Origin of the sequence: Citrobacter sp. Cpo037 (assembly GCF_030332945.1) — a bacterium.
Classification (GTDB): domain Bacteria; phylum Pseudomonadota; class Gammaproteobacteria; order Enterobacterales; family Enterobacteriaceae; genus Citrobacter; species Citrobacter portucalensis.
Genome location: NZ_JAOWGW010000083.1, coordinates 17,229 through 37,217 on the forward strand (window position 1 = coordinate 17,229; position 19,989 = coordinate 37,217).

The 19,989-nt window shown below is 51.4% G+C and carries 20 protein-coding genes and 1 tRNA gene; 6 read left to right on the top strand and 15 right to left on the bottom strand.

Translation table 11 applies throughout. The features are described 5' to 3' along the window. Position 1: 1 nt before the first annotated feature. From OGX94_RS24075 to OGX94_RS24110, 8 genes are all read right to left on the bottom strand, one after another. Complete coding sequence (locus OGX94_RS24075; protein ID WP_257661374.1) at positions 2 to 1,669, bottom strand: O-antigen ligase family protein; 1,668 nt, start codon at positions 1,667 to 1,669, stop codon at positions 2 to 4. Between the two features lies 1 nt (position 1,670). Next, entirely contained in the window at positions 1,671 to 2,213 is a 543-nt protein-coding gene (locus OGX94_RS24080) for a fimbrial protein (protein ID WP_286570079.1), read from the bottom strand. Positions 2,214 to 2,222: 9 nt separating this feature from the next. Beyond that, positions 2,223 to 3,287: a fimbrial protein gene (locus tag OGX94_RS24085; protein WP_126957794.1), complete on the bottom strand. Its 1,065-nt coding sequence runs from the start codon at positions 3,285 to 3,287 to the stop codon at positions 2,223 to 2,225. Then, positions 3,284 to 3,889 (bottom strand): fimbrial protein, encoded by a 606-nt coding sequence (locus OGX94_RS24090; RefSeq protein ID WP_048214874.1) that lies wholly within the window; start codon positions 3,887 to 3,889, stop codon positions 3,284 to 3,286. Before OGX94_RS24090 ends, OGX94_RS24085 begins: the two co-directional genes overlap by 4 nt. A gap of 12 nt (positions 3,890 to 3,901) precedes the next feature. Further along, positions 3,902 to 4,678 (bottom strand): fimbrial biogenesis chaperone, encoded by a 777-nt coding sequence (locus OGX94_RS24095; RefSeq protein WP_100247262.1) that lies wholly within the window; start codon positions 4,676 to 4,678, stop codon positions 3,902 to 3,904. A gap of 26 nt (positions 4,679 to 4,704) precedes the next feature. After that, the gene (locus tag OGX94_RS24100) at positions 4,705 to 7,176 is read right to left on the bottom strand and encodes a fimbria/pilus outer membrane usher protein (protein WP_286570081.1); all 2,472 of its coding nucleotides are present in this window, start codon (positions 7,174 to 7,176) and stop codon (positions 4,705 to 4,707) included. Positions 7,177 to 7,217: 41 nt separating this feature from the next. Next, complete coding sequence (locus OGX94_RS24105) at positions 7,218 to 7,766, bottom strand: fimbrial protein (RefSeq protein ID WP_003830809.1); 549 nt, start codon at positions 7,764 to 7,766, stop codon at positions 7,218 to 7,220. Positions 7,767 to 7,835: 69 nt separating this feature from the next. After that, positions 7,836 to 8,384, bottom strand: coding sequence for a fimbrial protein (locus OGX94_RS24110; RefSeq protein ID WP_003830808.1), 549 nt, complete (start codon positions 8,382 to 8,384; stop codon positions 7,836 to 7,838). Positions 8,385 to 9,134: 750 nt separating this feature from the next. On the opposite strand from OGX94_RS24110, the gene OGX94_RS24115 reads away from it, so the two are divergent. Then, on the top strand, positions 9,135 to 9,818 hold the full coding sequence (locus OGX94_RS24115; RefSeq protein ID WP_223240930.1) for a winged helix-turn-helix domain-containing protein: 684 nt from the start codon (positions 9,135 to 9,137) through the stop codon (positions 9,816 to 9,818). Between the two features lies 1 nt (position 9,819). Beyond that, positions 9,820 to 10,338, top strand: a complete 519-nt coding sequence (locus OGX94_RS24120) for a FidL-like protein (RefSeq protein WP_003830806.1) — start codon at positions 9,820 to 9,822, stop codon at positions 10,336 to 10,338. 157 nt (positions 10,339 to 10,495) lie between these two features. On the opposite strand, the gene OGX94_RS24125 is transcribed toward OGX94_RS24120, so the two are convergent. Then, positions 10,496 to 10,572 (bottom strand) — tRNA-Asp (locus tag OGX94_RS24125). A 133-nt stretch (positions 10,573 to 10,705) separates the two neighbouring features. Continuing rightward, complete coding sequence (gene dnaQ, locus OGX94_RS24130; protein WP_095533177.1) at positions 10,706 to 11,434, bottom strand: DNA polymerase III subunit epsilon; 729 nt, start codon at positions 11,432 to 11,434, stop codon at positions 10,706 to 10,708. A gap of 64 nt (positions 11,435 to 11,498) precedes the next feature. Between dnaQ and rnhA the strand changes: the two genes are divergently transcribed. Continuing rightward, the gene (gene rnhA, locus OGX94_RS24135; protein ID WP_063941989.1) at positions 11,499 to 11,966 is read left to right on the top strand and encodes a ribonuclease HI; all 468 of its coding nucleotides are present in this window, start codon (positions 11,499 to 11,501) and stop codon (positions 11,964 to 11,966) included. Here rnhA and OGX94_RS24140 read toward each other — a convergent pair. Beyond that, a complete protein-coding gene (locus OGX94_RS24140; RefSeq protein WP_126319174.1) occupies positions 11,963 to 12,685 on the bottom strand; it encodes a class I SAM-dependent methyltransferase in 723 nt (240 codons plus the stop codon). The genes rnhA and OGX94_RS24140 overlap by 4 nt on opposite strands. A gap of 33 nt (positions 12,686 to 12,718) precedes the next feature. Between OGX94_RS24140 and gloB the strand changes: the two genes are divergently transcribed. Continuing rightward, the gene (gene gloB, locus OGX94_RS24145; protein ID WP_257661372.1) at positions 12,719 to 13,474 is read left to right on the top strand and encodes a hydroxyacylglutathione hydrolase; all 756 of its coding nucleotides are present in this window, start codon (positions 12,719 to 12,721) and stop codon (positions 13,472 to 13,474) included. Between the two features lie 71 nt (positions 13,475 to 13,545). Then, on the top strand, positions 13,546 to 14,904 hold the full coding sequence (gene mltD / locus OGX94_RS24150; RefSeq protein ID WP_032934340.1) for a murein transglycosylase D: 1,359 nt from the start codon (positions 13,546 to 13,548) through the stop codon (positions 14,902 to 14,904). A gap of 49 nt (positions 14,905 to 14,953) precedes the next feature. Here the strand turns inward: mltD and OGX94_RS24155 are convergent, their stop codons facing one another. The 3 genes from OGX94_RS24155 to OGX94_RS24165 form a co-directional block, all read right to left on the bottom strand. Next, the gene (locus OGX94_RS24155; RefSeq protein ID WP_126319176.1) at positions 14,954 to 15,724 is read right to left on the bottom strand and encodes a class I SAM-dependent methyltransferase; all 771 of its coding nucleotides are present in this window, start codon (positions 15,722 to 15,724) and stop codon (positions 14,954 to 14,956) included. A 76-nt stretch (positions 15,725 to 15,800) separates the two neighbouring features. Then, on the bottom strand, positions 15,801 to 16,601 hold the full coding sequence (locus OGX94_RS24160) for an endonuclease/exonuclease/phosphatase family protein (protein WP_008783770.1): 801 nt from the start codon (positions 16,599 to 16,601) through the stop codon (positions 15,801 to 15,803). Between the two features lie 131 nt (positions 16,602 to 16,732). Continuing rightward, on the bottom strand, positions 16,733 to 17,908 hold the full coding sequence (locus tag OGX94_RS24165; protein ID WP_126319178.1) for an MFS transporter: 1,176 nt from the start codon (positions 17,906 to 17,908) through the stop codon (positions 16,733 to 16,735). A gap of 104 nt (positions 17,909 to 18,012) precedes the next feature. Here OGX94_RS24165 and yafC point away from each other — a divergent pair, with 104 nt between their 5' ends. Further along, positions 18,013 to 18,927 (top strand): DNA-binding transcriptional regulator YafC, encoded by a 915-nt coding sequence (gene yafC / locus OGX94_RS24170; protein ID WP_003830795.1) that lies wholly within the window; start codon positions 18,013 to 18,015, stop codon positions 18,925 to 18,927. Positions 18,928 to 18,948: 21 nt separating this feature from the next. On the opposite strand, the gene dkgB is transcribed toward yafC, so the two are convergent. Continuing rightward, complete coding sequence (gene dkgB, locus OGX94_RS24175; protein WP_257661371.1) at positions 18,949 to 19,752, bottom strand: 2,5-didehydrogluconate reductase DkgB; 804 nt, start codon at positions 19,750 to 19,752, stop codon at positions 18,949 to 18,951. Positions 19,753 to 19,989 lie beyond the last annotated feature (237 nt).

Genomic DNA, 19,989 nt, shown 5'->3' on the forward strand with positions numbered 1-19,989 from the left:
ATCATTCCATTATTTTATTAAAAGGACGTCGTGCATCCTGCAGCCACGGGATACGGCGATCGTTTGGGTATATCAGGCAAAAGCGCGTCGCCAAACGATGCGCCTCGACCAGGTCGCGCTGGTGCAACGCCAGTAAGATTTGCGTGAAGGAGACATTAGGGTCTGGGTGAACGCGCACATAATCAGGCGCCCAGCGGCGAACCGCTTCCAGCCAACGTGCGTCCCGGGTACGCTGATACCGTTGCAGATACCCCATCTGGACATCAAACCGATAGCGACTGGTAAGAAGCCAGCCTCCGACAGGGAGCGGTTCGGCAAGACGCCACTGCGTTGACTGCCTCTCCGCCAGCGTCAATTGCTGTTGCGTGTGCAGCGTGAGAAGCAGCAATGGCGCGACGGTCAGTAACGAGATAAACCCTGCCGCGCGAATCAGCGACGTTGACGTAAGCACCAGGCGTATTCCCGTTCGCGCGCTGTCTGCACATCGAAGCAACAGGATCAACAGCAGCCAGTGTGGCGTTGACTGCCTGACGGGGTATTCCGTCAACATATGAATAACCACCGGCAGTGCCGCCACCAGGCAGGCGCGACGCCAGCAATTACCGTGCAGCCAGAGCCAGAAACCACCCGCTATAAAACAGAGCGCCCCCGCAAGCCCAACCAGACCGCCCTCCACCAGCCACAGCACCAGTTCGTTGTGCGGATGCGAAATGCTGCCCAGCCCCAATGGCCCCGCGCGTTCGAGAAACACGGCAGCAAAACTGCCCACGCCCCACCCCATCCACGGGCGTTCGACAAATAATGCCAGCGACGTTTTCAACACCGTCCAGCGCACTTGAGAAGTCGTCAGATGATCGACCGTGACCACAGACAAAAAATGGCGGGCCGTGGCCCCTATCACCGCGCCTAACGCCATCGGCAGTAGAAGCAGCAGTAGCGTGCGCCGTTGCGCCGGGAAAACCGCCAGCAGCAGCACTTCACCGACTACCAGAGACAAGTAGCCGGTTTGCGACTGAGATTCATGCAGCACAAATCCCATCATTACCAGGCCTATTCCAATGGCAATTCGATACCCGCGGTGCAGACGTAAAAAGAGCGGCGCTGACAGCAGCACACCGCATGCCGTGAAGCTGGCCATCAGGTTGACCTGCTGAAATATCCCGTAGGGTCGCGTACCGCGCCGCCAGGCAAACTCCCAGTAATCAACGCCCGGCAAATGCCAGTACTGATAGACAAACGCCAGACATTCAATCACGCACGCTCCCCATAGCAGAGCCAGCAGTGCCGTCAGGGTGTTTGCCGTGAGCGGAATTTGTAATGTGACCAGATAGACGCTCACACCGCCCAGTAACGCCCCCGCCACCAGCAGTGCCTCGGCCTGCCAGACATCAGGCGTTAGCAGGCAAAGCAACGTCAGGATGAACACCCCGACTGTAAAACCCGCAGCGGGCACAGTGATGCGCCAGCGTTGACGAGGCACCAGCATCAATACGCTTGCAGCCAGTACAACAGCGTAGATCCAGCTCGTAATATTAAGCGGCAACGACAGACCGCTGCCGCCGTTGTTCGGCCAGTAGAGATGCATGGCCCCACACCAAAAAAACAGACTAATACCGAGCAATAATTTCTGCGCAGGCAGCGGCGCAATGCGATTCAGTACGTTCATCATGCTACTGGTAGTTCAACGTCCAGGTCCCGCTGGCGCTGAACGGACCGTATTCGAGAGACTGATTTTTTATCGCCGATGGCTCCGCTGCGACCCACGCCAAGAAATTCAGCGTCATCAAACCTTCTGTTATCTCTTTGACTGACGTGCTCTCATCAAGGCGGATTGCCGTACCGTCCTCTTCGCTCATCCCAATCCCGATCCCTGACGCGCCGCCTTGTTCACTGCTATCCAGCGCCAGATGATCGGTCAGCTCCGCATCCTCACGACCGCTGAAGGTAACCGAGATCCCACGGAAAACCTCAGGGTTGCAGTCGCGTAACTGGATGCTGAATTTTTCCGGCTTACTGCGCCCCGAGAGATAGAGATCCTGTGTCGCGATTTGCTTGAAATCGACCTCGATTTTGTCGCCTCCCGGTGCAAGGCTGCAGGCCAGCGCTCTGATGGTGCCGTGAAAATACATGTCGCCGCCGACCAGTTTGGTGTCGGCCTGCGCCATGCCACCTAGCAGTAACATACTGGTCGCGAATAACGCCGAGAATCTCATGACATCCCCCTACTGAAACTGCGCGACAACGGTAGCAGAGGCTTCAAATTCACCTTCCTTCACGCTTCCCACGCCCGGCTTTGCCACCGGCGCAGCGGTGAGATTCCAGTCGCCCTGATTCTGGTAAAACCCCTTCACGTTGTAGAATTGATTAGGCATGACGGTGCCACCACTTTCGTCTTTAAGCATAATGCCGAGATCGTCGCGCTTTTGTCCGCCGCTCAGCGTGCCAAGGAGATTACCGTTAAACCCCGCCGTACCTGACGCCGTGGTCGTTTGTATACCAAGATTAATGTTCAGCGCGCCCTGATCGAAACTCCCGCCTTCACAGACCACATGTATAGGGACTGACTTGCTGTAGTTAGTGCCGTTGAGCCGGGCAGCGGATCCAGGCAGATCGCCAAACTCAATGCTGATTTTGTCTCCCCGGTTGAAGGTGCATTTGTCCGGGACGGTAATCAGCCCGGATTTAATCACCACGCGAGAAATCGCCGTGGTTGGCGTAGGTCCCGCGCTTCCCATGCGCCCGGCCACCTCCACCAGCGACTGGGAAGTGATATTGATGCCATTGATAATGGGTTTAGTGACAATAAACGTCACTTTCCCTTTTGAACCACTTTCAACGTTAGTCGCTCGCGTGTAGCCCTTACGCTTTTTACAGCTGTTGTTGCTGTTGCGGTTTGAAACGTTGGTAAAAGGCGCCTGCACATATTTTTTATAGCCCCCGGCAACCCACACCTGAACTTCCACATCCAGATACTCGTTTAGCCGAAAACGGTTCGCCCCCTGATTTGAAGGCGGCATCGTGGTTGTGGTGGTGTAGTAAATTGGTGCTCGAGAGATGTCAGCCTGTTCGCAATAGAAATTCACCACATACCAGCCACCCAGATTCCATGGGAACGGCTCCGTTCTGCCACCCACGTGGTTTTTGCTGACATCCAGCGAGCTCAGTTCAATATCGTACTGATGCGGCGACCCACCTTCCGGCTCACCTTCTCCCTGTGTAAATGCCTGCCCGGCTATCGGACAGCCTGCCAGCACCACCCACAACAGCGTTTTACGTAATACGCTCATAGATACTCCAGCTTGAGTCTGACCAGACCGTTAAATTCTCCGGCGGTCACCTCTCTCCCAAAAGATTCCAGCGCGGCAAGAAAATGAATGGCGTTATCGCCCGGTTTGAGGATCCACATGCGTTGCGGTTGGTTCAGGTGGATCAACTGGTTGCGTTCGGTCAGTAGCCGAATGCCTGCACCACGCACATCGCCGCGAATGCGCCCCAAATCGCTGTTTTCCGGCGCGCCTTCAGCCATTAGGGTCATCGAAACGCCACGTTCCACCGTGCTATGCGCCAGCTCCGGCATCTCACTGGTCTGCCCGGGGAAATCCCTTAAGGTATGACCGGAGCCCTTTAAACAGCCGTTCAGATACAGCGTGACCAATACCGGATCGCTGCGATCGCCGCCCTGGCGAAAACGGCTGGCGGAAATATCACCAAGATCGATAGTCTGATCGCGGGAGGCCATATCCAGCACGCACGGCGAAACGAACACTCGCCCATGAAAGCGGACGTTGCCATACTCGCCGGACACATTGCTCATATCCTGGCGACCGCTTGTGGCCTGAACCGAGCAGGCCATGCCCGCCATCAGCAGAGCGCAAAGCATCTTTTTCATTTACGAATCCTGTTACCGGGGCTGTTGCTCCATCGGCAATGCTTTACACACATTGCCTGTGCAGCTGAATTTCAATTCGGGATGACCACCAAAATCGTTCACATACATCATGCTGAACTGGCTAACGCTGCCGTCGGCCACGCTGAAATCGAGAGAGGACTTTGGTGAAACCATAATCCCAGGGAAGTCAGTCAGCCTGTCGCCGCCCTGCGCTTCAGGCTTGCGGCTTAAGCCGATTAAGGTAACGAAGTACGGCGTAGGGTTATCCACACTCCAGCGCTGCCCCTGCTTATGAAAGACCAGTTGGTTTTGCCACACGGCGCCCGGTGTTTCCGGCACGATGGCGGTCGGACGGTAGAACAGTTTGATGCGTGACTGCATCGCCAGTTGCAGCACGTTCGGCTTATCCGGCTTGGGCGGAATTTCACGCACATTCAGGTAGAACAGACTTTCGCGATCCTGCGGCAGAGCGTTAATACCGCTGGTTTTTGTCACACGCGCAATGCCCTTTTGCCCGCCGTTAATCCGCTGCAGCGGCGGTAAAACCATCAACGGCGAGGTAATTTTTGTTCCATTGGCGTCTTCCACCCACGACTGAGCCAGAAACGGAATGCTTGGACTGGTGTTGGTTAAGTTCGCGCTGACAGATCGCGCATCACCGGTGATGATCAGACGGGTACGGTCAAGTGCAATGCCCGCCCATGAGGCGTTGATCTCTGCAATAAAAAGCAGACCGCAGACCACGGGTTTGAGCCAACGCTGCACGGAGTAAAATGCTTGATTTTTCATGACAAAATTCATTCAGGTTATTGATATTATTCACAAGGCAACAGCACGTTACCTTCCGGGTTGATTTGTTGAGGCACCTGTAAGTGACACTGCGCGCGACCGCCCCAGGCAACAGAAAGACGCTCGGCTGGATTCACACCCGCAATCCAGGCCATGCCGTTTTCCATCACCATGGCGACGCTAACACCGTTGGCGTTAAACACTTCGGCACCAAACGGCGGTACCGAACCATCTTTCAGGCGCAGCAGCGCCATCATTTTTTGCCCCTGCGCCACGGCGAAGCGCTGATAACCAATCGCGCCTTCCGTCAGGGTGTTGGTGACAATGGCTTTGGTCGCGGAAATGTCCTCGTCCATTGCGTCCACATCGATACGGGTATCAAAGCTGTGATAGCTGACGACGTCCGGTACGACGGCAATACCGAAGCGGTTTGAGTGCGCCTGTTCGCCGTTCAGCGGTACATTCGCCACACCGTCGGTATCAACCATCACCCTGGCGGTATTCATCGACGTCTGGCTGTTGTGTAGCGCCGCGCCATGACGCGTTGCGGTAAAGCCGCCGCGCATCGTGCCACCAACGGAGAAATAGCGTGATTGCTGCCAGCTGACGTTAGATTCCAGTTCCGCCATCATGCTGCGATGCTTGTAGTAGCCATCAAACGCGGTGTGCCCTTCACCGGAAACCCCTGCGCGCAGTCGCCATGGATTGTTACGGTCGCGGTTATCGGAATACGAAACCATCTGACTGGTCTGGCTGCCGCTGTTTTGCACTTCATAATCCATTGAGCGGCCATCGCTCCATGGCACCGAAATAGACAGCGAAAGGCTGTCGTCCCGTTTGCCCTGATACTCAGAGCGGTAAGCAGCAAGGTTAGCGCTGATCCCCTGAATGCCTGCGAACGAAAAGCTGTGCCCCATCGACACCCCGTAACGATCCTGAGAGCCACGATCCCAGTAATTCTGGTGGGTATAGGTCAGGTACAGCGTGGTCGCTAATTGCGGGTCGTCGGCAAAAAAGGTCTTGTTACCGGTGATGGTGTACATCTCTTTTTCGTTACCGGCGCTGTTGTTATTTTCATACTGCTCGTCGAGGAACTGCGAGAAGGTGCGGAAGTTACGCTGTGAAAAACGGTAACCGGCAAAGGTGATGGCGCTGTTGTATTCATCAAAGGTTTTGGCATAGCTGAGCTTAAAGGACATCCCTTTTTGTTCAGCCTGATGCTTCACCCGGCTCACGGATTGCCTCGCGTCAGCCGACAGCGCGCCCAACCAGCTCAAATCCCGCCCAATCCCCATCGACCAGGCGTTATAGCGATCGCCAGTGAGCAACGCGCCACCGTACAGTGACCACGCATTGCTGACCCCCCATGAAAAATCACCGCTATAAAATGCAGGTCCCTGGACGTCGTGGTTATAACGCGATGGCTTACCGACAGCGGCGTTGTAACGAACATAGCCCGGGCGCGTCAGGTAAGGGATATCGGCCGTATTGACCTGAAAGGTTTGTACGCTGCCATCCTGCTCTTCGACGCGAACATCCAGCGTGCCGCGTACCGAGCCATGTAGATCCTGAATATTAAATGGCCCCGCTGGAACAGTGGTTTGATAGATAACACGCCCCTGCTGACTGACGGTGACCTTCGCATTACTGCGGGCGATGCCGTGCACTTCGGGCGCGTAGCCCTGCAAATTCGGTGGTAGCATGCGCTCGTCGCTGGCGAGGTTAGCCCCCGTAAATCGCACTGAATCAAACACCTGGGAATTCAGATATATTTCACCGACCGTCAGTTTTGCAGCCTGCATCGGTAACGGGCGATAGGCATAGATCTGATCCCAGTCGATACGCCCACGATTTTCATCCGAAGCATAATTGGCCTGATACTGGCCACGAAAGCGCCACGCGCCGAGGTTAAAGCCCGTCTGTCCATAACCAGACAGTGAGCGGTAATGATCGCCACCTTGTTCGTAATGTGTGGCCTGGCCCGAAACGCTGTAGTCGAAAATCAGTCCCGCGACGCCGTTATCCCAGCGCTCCGGCGGCGTCCAGTCTGGATCGGTATATTTCATCCATGCCTGTGGCACGGTAATGTCCAGTACGCCTGCGCTATTATTCAGCACCACACCCGGCAGGCGGGAAATGTCATAGCAGGTCGCGCTAATCGGATGAATATAGGTCAGCGCCTCTTCTTTGAGCGCCAGTAATTCGAGCTGTTGCGGCGTCAGGCACGCCATGGATTTATGCGCGTTGGCAGGATCAACGATATAACGGATCGACTGCTGAGGGATCTCCTGGCTGTTAATACGAACATCCAGCAGATATTCTCCGGGAGTCACAAAGTTGCCTTCGGAAAAACGCTGTAAATCGACATTTTGTCTGTCACTGGCATCCAGGACGTCAGTATTAAATTCAATAGACTCATCCGCTTTAGCCCATGAAGAGGCACAGACCAGAGCAATTAAAAGCGCCAGACGTTTTTTATCTGTTTTCAGCGTGATCATTTTCGTTCGCAAACCTTCAGATACCCGAATTGCTGTGCAGCTCAGAGATAATTCACAACAAAATGCGTGACTGCAGTAAATTCACCAGACGTCATTCTTCCGTCGCGGGAGATCAAATAAGCCGTAAAATTGAGCGTGTTTTTCCCTGGGTTAAGCGCATAATCCGGTGATGGCTCACCCAAATGAATTTGCTTGCCTCTGCCGTCATATATTTCTATCGCTAAATTTTCAGTTTCCGATTGCACGCTCAGATAATCAGGATTGTCACTATCCGGTGCGCCGGAAAAGGTAATATTGGCGCGTTGGAACAGATTCCCGGGGTGTTGAGAATCCCCTAATGAACATCCCAGCAAATGAATGCTGAAATCATGCGCAGATACTTTTTCAGGTTTTCCGGAAATATCTCTGGCTGAGAGGTCATCAAATTCAACCAGCAGCGACCGGTCGTGTGGATCGACATAACAGGCAGCCTCAATAATATTTCCCCGCATGCGCATTTTGCCGGGCGTACTGACAAGACGATGGGTGTCAGCCAAAACCCATGCAGGCGATATGAAGATAAAAAGCAGTAAAATACGCCATCCAGGCATCACCGCATTTCCTTTCAGTTATTCGCAGGAAGGGTTAAGCAGGCGCATAATTGCGCCCGCAGCAGATCGTTACTGATAATCGATCTGGAAATTAACGGTAGATTCGAAGTCACCCGGGGTTACTGCTGCGGATGCGTTGTTGGCCTGCAGATAAGCAACGAAATCAATGTCGGTTTCGCCATCGGTAATGTTGACCTGAGATGCGGCTTCGCCCCATTTCACGTCCTGGTTACCACTGTCAATCATACCGATGCCCGCGCCCTTTGCTGTACCCGAGGTAAATGCAGCCAGCGCATTGTTGTCGGTATCAATCGTTGCCGGGGTGTAAGTTACTGTGGCGGTTTTCGCAACAGTTGTATCGCAGCCCTGCAGAACGATTTTGGCATGCTTAACACCAGCACGTTGGTTGTCTTTTAACTGAGAAGTTGGGATCTCACCAAAATTAACCTGCACCGGGCTGGATTCTGGGGCCAGACCGCATGCGGAATTAACCAGAGAACCAGTGAAGTGAATTTTACCGTTAGTCGGTTCAACATTTTTTGCAGCGAAAGCAGAAGATGCAGTAAAAGTCATTCCCGCCATCAGCGCACAAGCCACAGCCACGTTTTTCATTTTCATATTACTACTTAACCTTATATCTGTTTTTTGGTTATTCCGACGATCTATTTCCACAGACAATTTATGCAAGGGAAACCCTGATCTGCAGGTGGCGGAAGCGCATTTCCTTGCAAACAATCCATCTCAAGCCACCCCGTATTTTGAACTTCATTGGTATTCCATCAGAAATACCGTCCACAGTTGTTTACGCTGTTTCGGGGCTTATATTAAGTCGACGAAAAAATGACACAATGCAAAAATCCGGTATTAATCAAACTCAGGGAATCGTGTTGTAACACTGTCTGTAGAGCGATCGTTTACCTAAAAAATAGCCAAAAAACACGCCAATGCCAGTGTTAATGTCTATCATTTATGGTTTTTATAGAGTTTTTATCTATCAACTATTTTTTTATTTAGCCAGAAGAACAGGCAAAATGTATTTATGAATGTTTTGTAAAAATGAAATTGGGCATCAAAATCGAGTAATGACAATAAGATAGTGAAAGAGAGGAAGGAGATTGGAGGATTCTATTAGATACATTAAGAGATTGTTATATAAATATTAATAAAGTGATCTATGGTACAATCATTTTTTATAAATGAATTATGTTATGCTATTGCTTCCCCCACTCGAATGCGAGATATCCTGCTTTAAAGGAGACATCAGTGATTTCTCATATACCAATAAACAAAATTAAATCCGTAATTATTGGTGATGGCTTAGTTTTCAGACCACATAAAAATACCCTAAAAGACCTGGCATCTGGTGAAATGGCCACATTGAATAATGTGGCAACACAATTACTGCTCTATCTGTTGCAAAATGGTAAAGAGATATCCTCGCGCGATGAAATTCTGCAGAATGTTTTCCAGCATAATGGCGCCAGAGCGACGGATGCTAATCTCAATCAGCACATTTCATTTCTGCGCAAAGCAATAACGTCTACGGGCCATCCTGCAGAACTGATCGTCACTATTCCGCGAATAGGATTTCGGATGAGCGACGCCAGTATCAATATTCAGCAACTGGAGGAATCGCAAGCGCCCACCAGAATAGTCAATGTTGCATTGACGCCCAGGGAAAAGAAACGAAACCTGTGGCCTGTCACGATAACAACGTTAATTACCGGCATCGCCGTGCTGGCGACAGCGTGGTTAACATGGATACCCAATGAAATCGCGATGACGGACGCGGCGATCCTGCGGACTATCGACTACGAGCAATGCCGTGTGCATATATTAGGAAACGCCCTCACCGACACCATAACCGAAAAAAAAGCGCTGGATATTTTCAAGTCCGTGGGTATTAACCCCAACTGTTCGTACCCAAAAGATCTGTATCTCAATACCTGGGCGAGCAACCATAATCTGGTTGAGTGGTCGTTTGCCGCTGAATGCGGGCTAAACCTCGGCTATTACCATTGCATCAGCCAGTATCGCCATCATGAGGAATGATATGAAGCAGGAAAGCGATCACTCTCCTTTACTATGGTCAGTCGTGATTGCCATTTTTGGGCTAGCGGCTATCGCTTTTTTTATTATCGCCGGGAATGCGAAAAAACAAGAAATCAGTTTTTCCTGCTCCTCGGAATTCACGTCGATACTCGACATCCAGAATACAAAAAAGGAACTCCACGGAATAATGCTGATAACCAGCTACAACTCCGGACACCTTTCATTGTCAGTCCAAGGGAAACTCAAAAGTGACGACGGCGAGTTCGCTGTTAATAGAAAACTGTTCTTTCGCTATGCCCGTCCACTCGGCCATACCGCAGGCGTTTTTATGCTCACTCCCGATGGTCGGGAAAAATCCCCCGATGATGATGCAACGGACGCTGTCGACTATCTCTTCTTCGACGCTTACGAACGTGCCGACAAGCTGTATATGCTAAAGCACCTGAATGAGGAAACGGTTCTTATTGGCGATAACTTTTCACCCCGCTTCGCCTGCGTGATGAATCACTTCGCGAGTTAATCGCCTTCTGGATATGCGTCGGGTTAAGGATGACCTGATGTGTTGCCCACCCGAAAGCTCGGGCGCGGTCGATAAAGCGTGATAATGAGATTATTATTTTTTGGCGGGCTAAAACGACGAAAGCCTGAATCATTTCTGATTCAGGCTTTCTGAATAGTGGCGGAATGGACGGGACTCGAACCCGCGACCCCCTGCGTGACAGGCAGGTATTCTAACCAACTGAACTACCACTCCGCGTTGTGTTCCGCTTGGGAACGAAGCGAATATTACGGATTGCCTCGCGCCTCGTCAACGCTTTTTCTCACGTTTTTAATCGTTTGCTGCAAAAATCACCCGAATGGCCATTTTCATACGGTAAACGTACAAACTATGCCCGCCAGAGGCAACTTCCGCCTTTCTTCTGCACCAGGTCAAGGCGTGACTCATGGGCCGCTAACTCTTCATCAGTGGCGAAAACAACGCGTAGTTTACTGGACTGTCGCACAATACGCTGGATCCCCGTGTCATTCTGCTGCTGGCTGTCGCCTTCCATTGAGAACGCCATCGTGGTCTGCCCGCCGGTCATCATCAGATAAACGTCGGCCAGAATCTGGGCATCGAGCAATGCGCCGTGCAGAGTTCGTTTACTGTTGTCTATCTCATAGCGCGAGCATAACGCATCAAGGCTGTTTCGCTTGCCAGGAAACATTTTCCTCGCCAGCGCCAGGCTATCGGTTATTTTGCAAAATTCATTCGTCTTCGGAATATCACGCTTGAGCTTCGCGAATTCGTAATCCATAAAGCCGATATCGAACGATGCGTTATGAATGACCAGCTCCGCGCCGCGAATGTAGTCGAGAAACTCGTCGGCTACATCGGCAAACGTAGGTTTATCGAGCAGGAATTCGTCTGCGATTCCATGTACGCCGAACGCTTCCGGGTCCACCAGCCGGTCCGGCTTCAGGTAAACATGGAAGTTATTGCCGGTCAGGCGGCGGTTCACCACTTCAACCGCACCGATCTCAATGATCTTGTGGCCTTCATAGTGGGCGCCAATCTGGTTCATACCGGTAGTTTCGGTATCGAGGACGATCTGTCGTGTAATTCCAGTGCTCATAACGGTCATTTATGTCAGACTTATCGTTTGATTTCGATTTGCTAAAACAGGAAGTCTACCAGAGATGCTTAAACAGGTAGAAATTTTCACCGATGGTTCTTGCCTGGGAAATCCAGGGCCTGGTGGTTATGGGGCGATTTTACGCTATCGTGGGCGCGAAAAAACCTTTAGCGAGGGCTACAACCTCACCACTAATAATCGCATGGAGCTGATGGCGGCAATCGTTGCGCTGGAAGCCCTGAAAGAACAGTGTGAAGTGATACTCAGCACGGACAGCCAGTATGTGCGCCAGGGCATTACGCAGTGGATTCACAACTGGAAGAAGCGCGGCTGGAAAACAGCAGATAAAAAACCGGTGAAGAACGTCGATTTGTGGAAACGTCTCGATGCCGCGCTGGGGCCGCATCAAATCAAATGGGAATGGGTTAAAGGCCATGCGGGCCATCCGGAAAACGAACGCTGCGATGAGCTTGCACGCACCGCGGCCATGAGCCCGACTCAGGATGATATTGGGTATCAGGCTGAGGCTTAAGCGTCCGGTTTACGGTATTGCCGGGTCGCGCCAACGGCATGACGGATAGGCGTTTTGCTTTTATTTTGTTTCATCGGGTTGAGCGTAAGCGGAATGGTTCGCTTGCGCGCAACCACCAGCTGTAAACAGCCCAGCGCGGGGATATGGGCGCTTAACATTTTCCCGCCCTTCTTGTTCCAGGGCAGAACATGAAAACGACTATAGTGCAGCACTTCAAAATTCAGTAATGATAGCCAGTCCAGTTGACGCATGAGGGTAAACATCCGACTGTTATAAGGCGATGTCTTGCGCAATACGGGTATCAGTTTACGCAATCCCATCAAGCTTACCGGGTTAAAGCCGCTCAGAATCAACCAGCCGTCATCAATCAACACGCGATCGGCTTCACGCAGTAGGCGATGCGGATCAGAGCACCACGGTAACGTATGGGCCAATAAACAGACATCCACGGACTTATCGGCAAAGGGAAGATGCAAAGGATCGGCCGTCACCTGCATGGGAGATCCCTGCAAAGAAACATTTACCTGATGAGAAACCGCGCACGCTTCAGAATCGATTTCTGCGCTTAAATTACCAACCTTAAGCAGATGAAAACCGTACATTTTTGCAAACCACGGGTTAAGCTGATGCTCCAGCGCCTCACGATAGTGTTCGCCCCAGGGCAAATCATCCCAGCTAACGGGCGCTACGACAGTTTGAGGGATCCTTGCCGGTTTCATCACAACCTTCCGTTACGCATTGAGAGGTAATATATGAATCTTAACAGTATTCCTGCATTTCAGGACAATTACATCTGGGTCCTGTCAAATAATGACCAGCATTGTCTGATTGTGGACCCGGGTGAGGCGGCTCCTGTTTTGAAAGCCATTGCAGAGTATAACTGGGTGCCGGAAGCCATCCTGCTAACCCACCATCATCAGGATCACGTGGGCGGTGTGAAAGAACTCCTGCAACATTTCCCACAAATAGTGGTATACGGACCGGCTGAAACGCAAGATAAGGGAACGACACACATAGTCGAAGATGGCGATATTGCACTCGTTTTGGGGCATGAATTTAGGGTAATTGCTACTCCGGGTCACACTTTAGGACATATCTGTTACTTTAGCCATCCTTACTTATTTTGTGGTGACACGCTCTTTTCTGGCGGTTGTGGTCGACTTTTCGAAGGCACAGCAACTCAAATGTATCAATCACTTAAAAAAATAAACGAACTTCCTGACGATACATTAATTTGTTGTGCACATGAGTACACATTAGCAAACATGAAGTTTGCCTTAAGCATTCTCCCGCACGATTCGTTCATAAATGAATATTATCGTAAAGTTAATGAGTTACGCGTAAAAAAACAAATGACACTACCCGTAATTCTGAAAAATGAGCGGCGAAATAATCTTTTTTTGAGAACAGAAGATATTGATTTAATTAATGAAATAAACAAAGAAACAATATTGCAACAACCTGAAGAGCGTTTTGCCTGGTTAAGGTCAAAGAAAGATACGTTCTGACAATTCCGGGTTGCCTTTTGAAAACTTCGCCGTTATGATCGGTCGTCTTTTAAGCAACTATTGACACACACATGAAGGCAAAAGCGATATTACTCGCCTCTGTCCTGCTTGTTGGGTGCCAGAATACTGGTAACGTCCAACAACACGCACAGAGCCTTTCTGCAGCTGGTCAAGGGGAAGCAGGAAAGTTTACAAGTCAGGCGCGATGGATGGACGACGGAACATCTATCGCTGCTGATCAAGATTTGTGGGCTTTCATTGGTGACGAGCTAAAGATGGGAATTCCGGAAAACAACCGGATTCGCGAACAGAAACAGAAGTATTTACGTAATAAGAGCTATCTCCACGATGTAACTTTACGGGCAGAGCCGTATATGTACTGGATAGCCGGGCAGGTTAAGAAACGTAACATGCCAATGGAACTGGTACTACTACCCATAGTGGAGAGCGCTTTTGATCCTCACGCAACGTCTGGCGCCAATGCCGCAGGTATTTGGCAGATCATTCCGAGCACGGGGCGCAATTATGGTTTAAAACAGACCCGCAATTATGATGCACGTCGCGACGTTGTGGCTTCCACCACCGCCGCACTGGACATGATGCAGCGTCTGAACAAGATGTTTGATGGCGACTGGCTGCTGACCGTTGCTGCTTATAATAGCGGTGAAGGTCGTGTCATGAAGGCAATCAAAACGAACAAAGCACGTGGAAAATCCACTGACTTCTGGTCGTTACCATTGCCTCAGGAAACAAAGCAGTATGTGCCCAAAATGCTGGCATTGAGCGATATACTCAAAAACAGCAAACGCTATGGCGTGCGTCTGCCAACAACAGACGAAAGCCGCGCGTTGGCACGTGTTCGCCTGAGTAGCCCGGTTGAGATGGCTCAGGTTGCCGATATGGCGGGTATTTCCGTCAGCAAGCTGAAGACTTTCAATGCAGGTGTGAAAGGCTCCACGTTGGGTGCCAGCGGCCCGCAATATGTGATGGTGCCAAAGAAGCATGCAGAGAAGCTGCGTGAATCTCTGGCTTCAGGCGAAATTGCAGCCGTGCAGTCAACGCTGGTCGCGGATAACACGCCGCTGAACAGTCGTAGCTACAAAGTTCGCTCTGGCGATACGCTTTCTGGCGTCGCTTCACGTCTTGGCGTGAGCACCAATGACCTTAAGCAGTGGAATAATCTGCGCGGGTCATCCCTGAAAGTGGGTCAAAACCTGACGGTGGGTGCGGGTACCAGCGCGCAGCGTCTGGCGAACAACAGCGATAGCATCACCTATCGTGTGCGTAAAGGCGACTCGTTGTCGAGCATTGCCAAACGTCACGGGGTTAACATCAAAGATGTCATGCGCTGGAACAGCGATACGGACAATCTACAGCCAGGCGATCAGCTCACGTTGTTTGTGAAAAACAACGGCATGCCGGATTCCTGATAGGATTGTAGAAATGAAGGCACTGGATTCCCCCCAGTGCCTTTTTTATTTATCCCGCTTTATGTGCCTCAACCATTATCGTGTCGCTGGTAAACGAGCCATCTTCCTGTAACGCAAAGTAGGCTTTCACGTCTGCAGAAGCACTTTGTTGGTATGCACGAATCGCGTCGCTCAACGCCGCGGGCGTGCGCATCCTCGCGACCCACGAACTGAACTCCAGTGGCAGGCGATCGGTTAACAAAGTATCGGCAATCAAATTGGCATCGTTGATTAACGACAGCCACTCTCCACTGGAATAGTTACGAACGTGCGAGGTATCGCGTAACGCCTCCACGGTTTGCAACCAGATATCACGTACTGGGTGGCCTGGCGACATCACATCCATCACAATCAATACACCACCGGGCTTCAGAACGCGGTTCACTTCCCGCAGCGCGCGTCCGACATCATGCCAGTGGTGCGCAGAATAGCGGCTAATTACCACGTCAAATTCGCTATCTTCAAATGGCAGACTTTCGGCATAACCCTGGCGTGTGGCGACATTCTCCAGGCCTCTGTCTTTTGCCGCCTCAGCGACTACCTCAAGCATCTGCGACGATAAATCATAAGCCACAACCTGCTTTACGTGTTGCGCGGCTACAAAGCTGGCATGCCCCGCTCCACATCCCATATCCAACACACGGGCCTGCGGAAATGCCGATAACCTTTCCCTCAGACGCTGCAAGTCACGGCCAGAGGCGTGCACCGCACTGGTTAAATAGGCATTAGCCTGAGAGCCAAACTGTTTTTCGACGTTGTCATGGTGAGAGCGTGTTGTCATTGTGTTGTCCTTCGGTTGTTGTGAAATAGGAAGGGCAACCATCACAGGCCTGCCCTACGGCAGACCTGACACACCGTTATTGTTCAGGTTTGCCGGGACTGAATTCAACGAGTAGCGGGTTGTGATCGGATGCACGGGTGACCAGCACAGAGGCTTCACTCACGTTCAGACCACGATAGAACACAAAATCGAGAGGGCGACCAAACGCGCGTCGGCGCTGATCGTCAGTAAAACGTACCTGGCGCAGCGACATTTCACGCGCAAAGCGGTACAGCGCATTCATCCGTCGACGGCTCCAGGCATTGAAATCGCCAGCCATAATAACCGGGCCGCTGTGATGAGCAATCTGATCGCCAATGGGAAGTAACTGCTTACTATAAACATCGACGCCGAGGCTAAAGTTAACCGCGTGGATATTCACCACCATTAATAATCGAGAGTCAGGCAGCGGATACACCGTTACCAGAGCCGATTTCGCCAGCCGTAAAATAGGCTCACGCTCGCGCAATGGACAACAGTAAACAGGATGAGCAGCAGAGAGCGTCATGACGCCAGAGGGATGCTGAGGCAGCACAAAGGCAGGAACCTGATCGGCAGCAAGGTAGTTAGCGGTCGCAAACTGCACCAGCTCTGGCGTGGTTTGCGCTTCCTGTAATAATACCAGATGCGCATCTTTGCCAAAATTCTTCAGCACCGACTGCCATTCTGCGCGCTGCTGTTTAAAAATATTCCATACCAGCACGCGAATGCGGTCTTCACTGCTTAACGGAACGCCTGCGGGTAATGCCTGGCCAATATGCGCAAACGACCCCGGCGGTAAAATCCGCTCGGCGGGTTGTCCGGCAACATAACGCATGGCATAGGTGTTTTTTCGCACTTTAGACTTTCAAACCTCTGTAACGTCAACCAGTCCGCAGCCGGACTGGTTCTTCTGTTATAGGGATTTTAGCACTCACTTTCAACGAACAATTGCAGTTTGTTTTGTAAGTGGGCGCTTACATCAATGATTTACCCCAGAGCAACACGCACGGGTTTATCAAGACGACCGCTGACCCCCATCAGCAGGAAAGCTACCAGAACAATGAGGGCGCCAATCCACGGCGTCTGAGCTAAACCATAATGCTCGACCGTTTGCCCGCCAATCACTGACCCCAGTGCAATCCCAATGTTAAACGCCGCAATGTTTAACCCTGACGCCACATCTACAGCATTAGGCGTAAATTGCTCAGCTTTCTGTACCACGTAGACCTGCAATCCCGGTACGTTACCAAAGGCAAAGATCCCCATCACCAGAATGGTAGCCAGCGCGGCGTACTGAGTAGAGGCCGTCAGTTGGAAGACCATCAGCAGAACAAACAGCGCGGCGAAAATGAATTTCAACGCAGGAACCGCACCATGTTTATCCGCCAGCTTACCGCCCCAGATATTACCGATAGCCACTGAAACACCGTAACCCAATAAGATCCAGCTTACTGCTGCCGGGGAGAATCCCGCCAGATCCTGCATCATCGGTGCCAGGAAGGTGAATGCCGTGAATACACCGCCGTAGCCCAGTGCCGTAACGGCGTAAATCAGCAGCAGACGGGGATGAGTCAGCACCTTCATCTGGTCGCGAATGCTGGCGGCTGCGCGACCGGGAATGTTGGCGGGGATCAACAACTGGCTACTGATCAGTGCAATCACGCCTAACATTGATACCGCGAGGAAAGTCTCACGCCAGCCAAAGTGCTGACCGATAAATGTTCCCAGCGGCACGCCGGTGACCAGCGCCACCGTTAAGCCACCAAACATAATGGCAATGGCGGAAGCCGCTTTCTCTTTTGGCACCAGACTTGTCGCGATGGTAGAACCAATCGAGAAGAATACGCCATGTGCCAGCCCAGTCAGCAGACGAGCAACAATGAGTGTCATATACCCGGGTGCCTGCCATGCGAGCAAATTCCCCGCTGTAAACAGAACCATCAGCGCAACCAGTAACTGTTTACGTGGAAGGCGTCCGGTCAGAGCGGTCAGTACCGGTGCGCCAATTGCCACTCCCAGCGCATAGATTGAAACCAGCATCCCAGCGGAAGGTAACGAGATCGCCAGCTGTTGAGCGATGGTTGGCACCAGGCCAACAATCACAAACTCAGTAGTGCCTATAGCGAAGGCACTTATTGTTAGTGCAAATAAAGCGAGAGGCATAAATAACTCCGTAACATCAGTAATCAGATGACACGCAGTATGCCAGGATGTTTTAATGACAAAAATATTCAAAATCTCAATATAATTTTGCGTCAGGTGCAAAAATGAAAGCAACCTCTGAAGAACTTGCGATTTTTGTGGCGGTAGTGGAAAGCGGCAGCTTTAGCCGGGCGGCAGAACAGCTTGGACAAGCCAATTCCGCGGTCAGCCGGGCAGTAAAAAAGCTGGAGATGAAACTGGGCGTCAGTTTGCTTAATCGCACGACCCGACAGCTAAGCCTGACCGAAGAAGGAGAGCGCTACTTCAGGCGGGTGCAGCAGATACTGCAAGAGATGGCTGCAGCAGAAACGGAAATCATGGAGTCGCGTAATACTCCGCGCGGCCTGCTGCGCATCGACGCAGCAACACCGGTGATGTTGCATTTCCTGATGCCGCTAATCAAGCCGTTCCGGGAGCGGTATCCCGAGATGACGCTGTCTCTCGTCTCCTCAGAAACGTTCATCAATCTTATTGAACGAAAAGTGGATGTTGCTATACGAGCGGGTACACTGACTGACTCGAGTCTACGTGCGCGTCCGTTATTTACCAGCTATCGTAAGATTATTGCCTCACCGGACTACATTGCCCGTTTTGGCAAGCCAGAGAGTGTCGAGGAGTTAAACCAGCACCTGTGTCTGGGGTTTTCCGAACCGGTTTCACTCAATACCTGGCCGATTGCCTGTATCGACGGACAGCTGCATGAGGTCGAGTGCGGAATTTCTTCCAACAGTGGAGAAACGCTAAAACAGCTTTGCCTGAATGGCAACGGCATCGCATGTCTTTCAGATTATATGATAGATAAAGAGATCGCGCGGGGTGAACTGGTGGAGTTATTGGCAGATAAACGTCTGCCGGTAGAGATGCCTTTTAGCGCAGTTTATTACAGCGATCGTGCCGTCAGTACGCGCATTCGGGCATTTATCGACTTTTTAAGTGAATATATAAGAACAGCTCCCGAAGGAGCTGTGAAAGAGGGTTAAAGGGTACAGAGGGTCAGGCAATTAATCCCAATCAGGGGCCAGGCCTGCCGGGCTGACCAGACGATCGTTGCAGTCCAGTGCCGCGATCGCTTTTTTATCTTCGGCATCCAGATGCAGTTCCAACGCCAGCAGGTTGCTTGCCAGGTTTTCACGTTTGGTAGAAGAAGGAATTACGGAGTAACCTTCCCCCATTGCCCATGCCAGAATAACCTGCGCCGGGGTCGCGTTATGTTTAGCGGCAATGTGCGCAATCACTTCATCTTTCAGCGCTTTACCGTAAGCCAGCGTCATGTAAGAGGTGATGTGGATACCGTGTGCTTTCGCCCAGTCAACCACCTTACGGCTCTGCAGATACGGAGACAGCTCAATCTGATTGGTCGCAATGTTCTCTGCACCTACTGCGGCAATGGCTTTTTCCATCAGCGGAATGGTGAAGTTTGAGATACCAATTTCGCGAGTCAGCCCCTGCTGTTTTGCTTCGAGCAGCGCCTGCATGAATTCCTCAACAGATACCGCATCACCTGGAGATGGCCAGTGGATCAGCGTCAGATCGACATAATCTGTACGCAGCTTCTTCAGGCTTTCTTTCAGACTTGGGATCAGTTTTTCTTTGCTGAGATTTTCAATCCAAATCTTGGTGGTGATATACAGCTCGTTACGCGGTACGCCGCTTTCGGCAATCGCCTGACCAACAGCCGCTTCATTATCATAGATTTGCGCAGTGTCGACAGCACGGTAGCCTAGCTCAAGCGCCGTTTTAACAGAAGCGATAACCACGTCGTCTTTCAGGCGGAAAGTACCTAAACCGAATGCAGGGATAGTCATAGAATTCCTCTTTTTAATCACTATGTTCGTTAACTGAGAGGATTATGAGCTTCAGCTCTTTATAGAAAAAGAGTGAAAAATGCATAGGATTTTTGCGGATTCAGCAATAATTAAATTGCAGACAAAGAAAAAGCCCTGAGCGTTAGCTCAGGGCTCTTAATAAGTGGCGGAACGGACGGGACTCGAACCCGCGACCCCCTGCGTGACAGGCAGGTATTCTAACCAACTGAACTACCG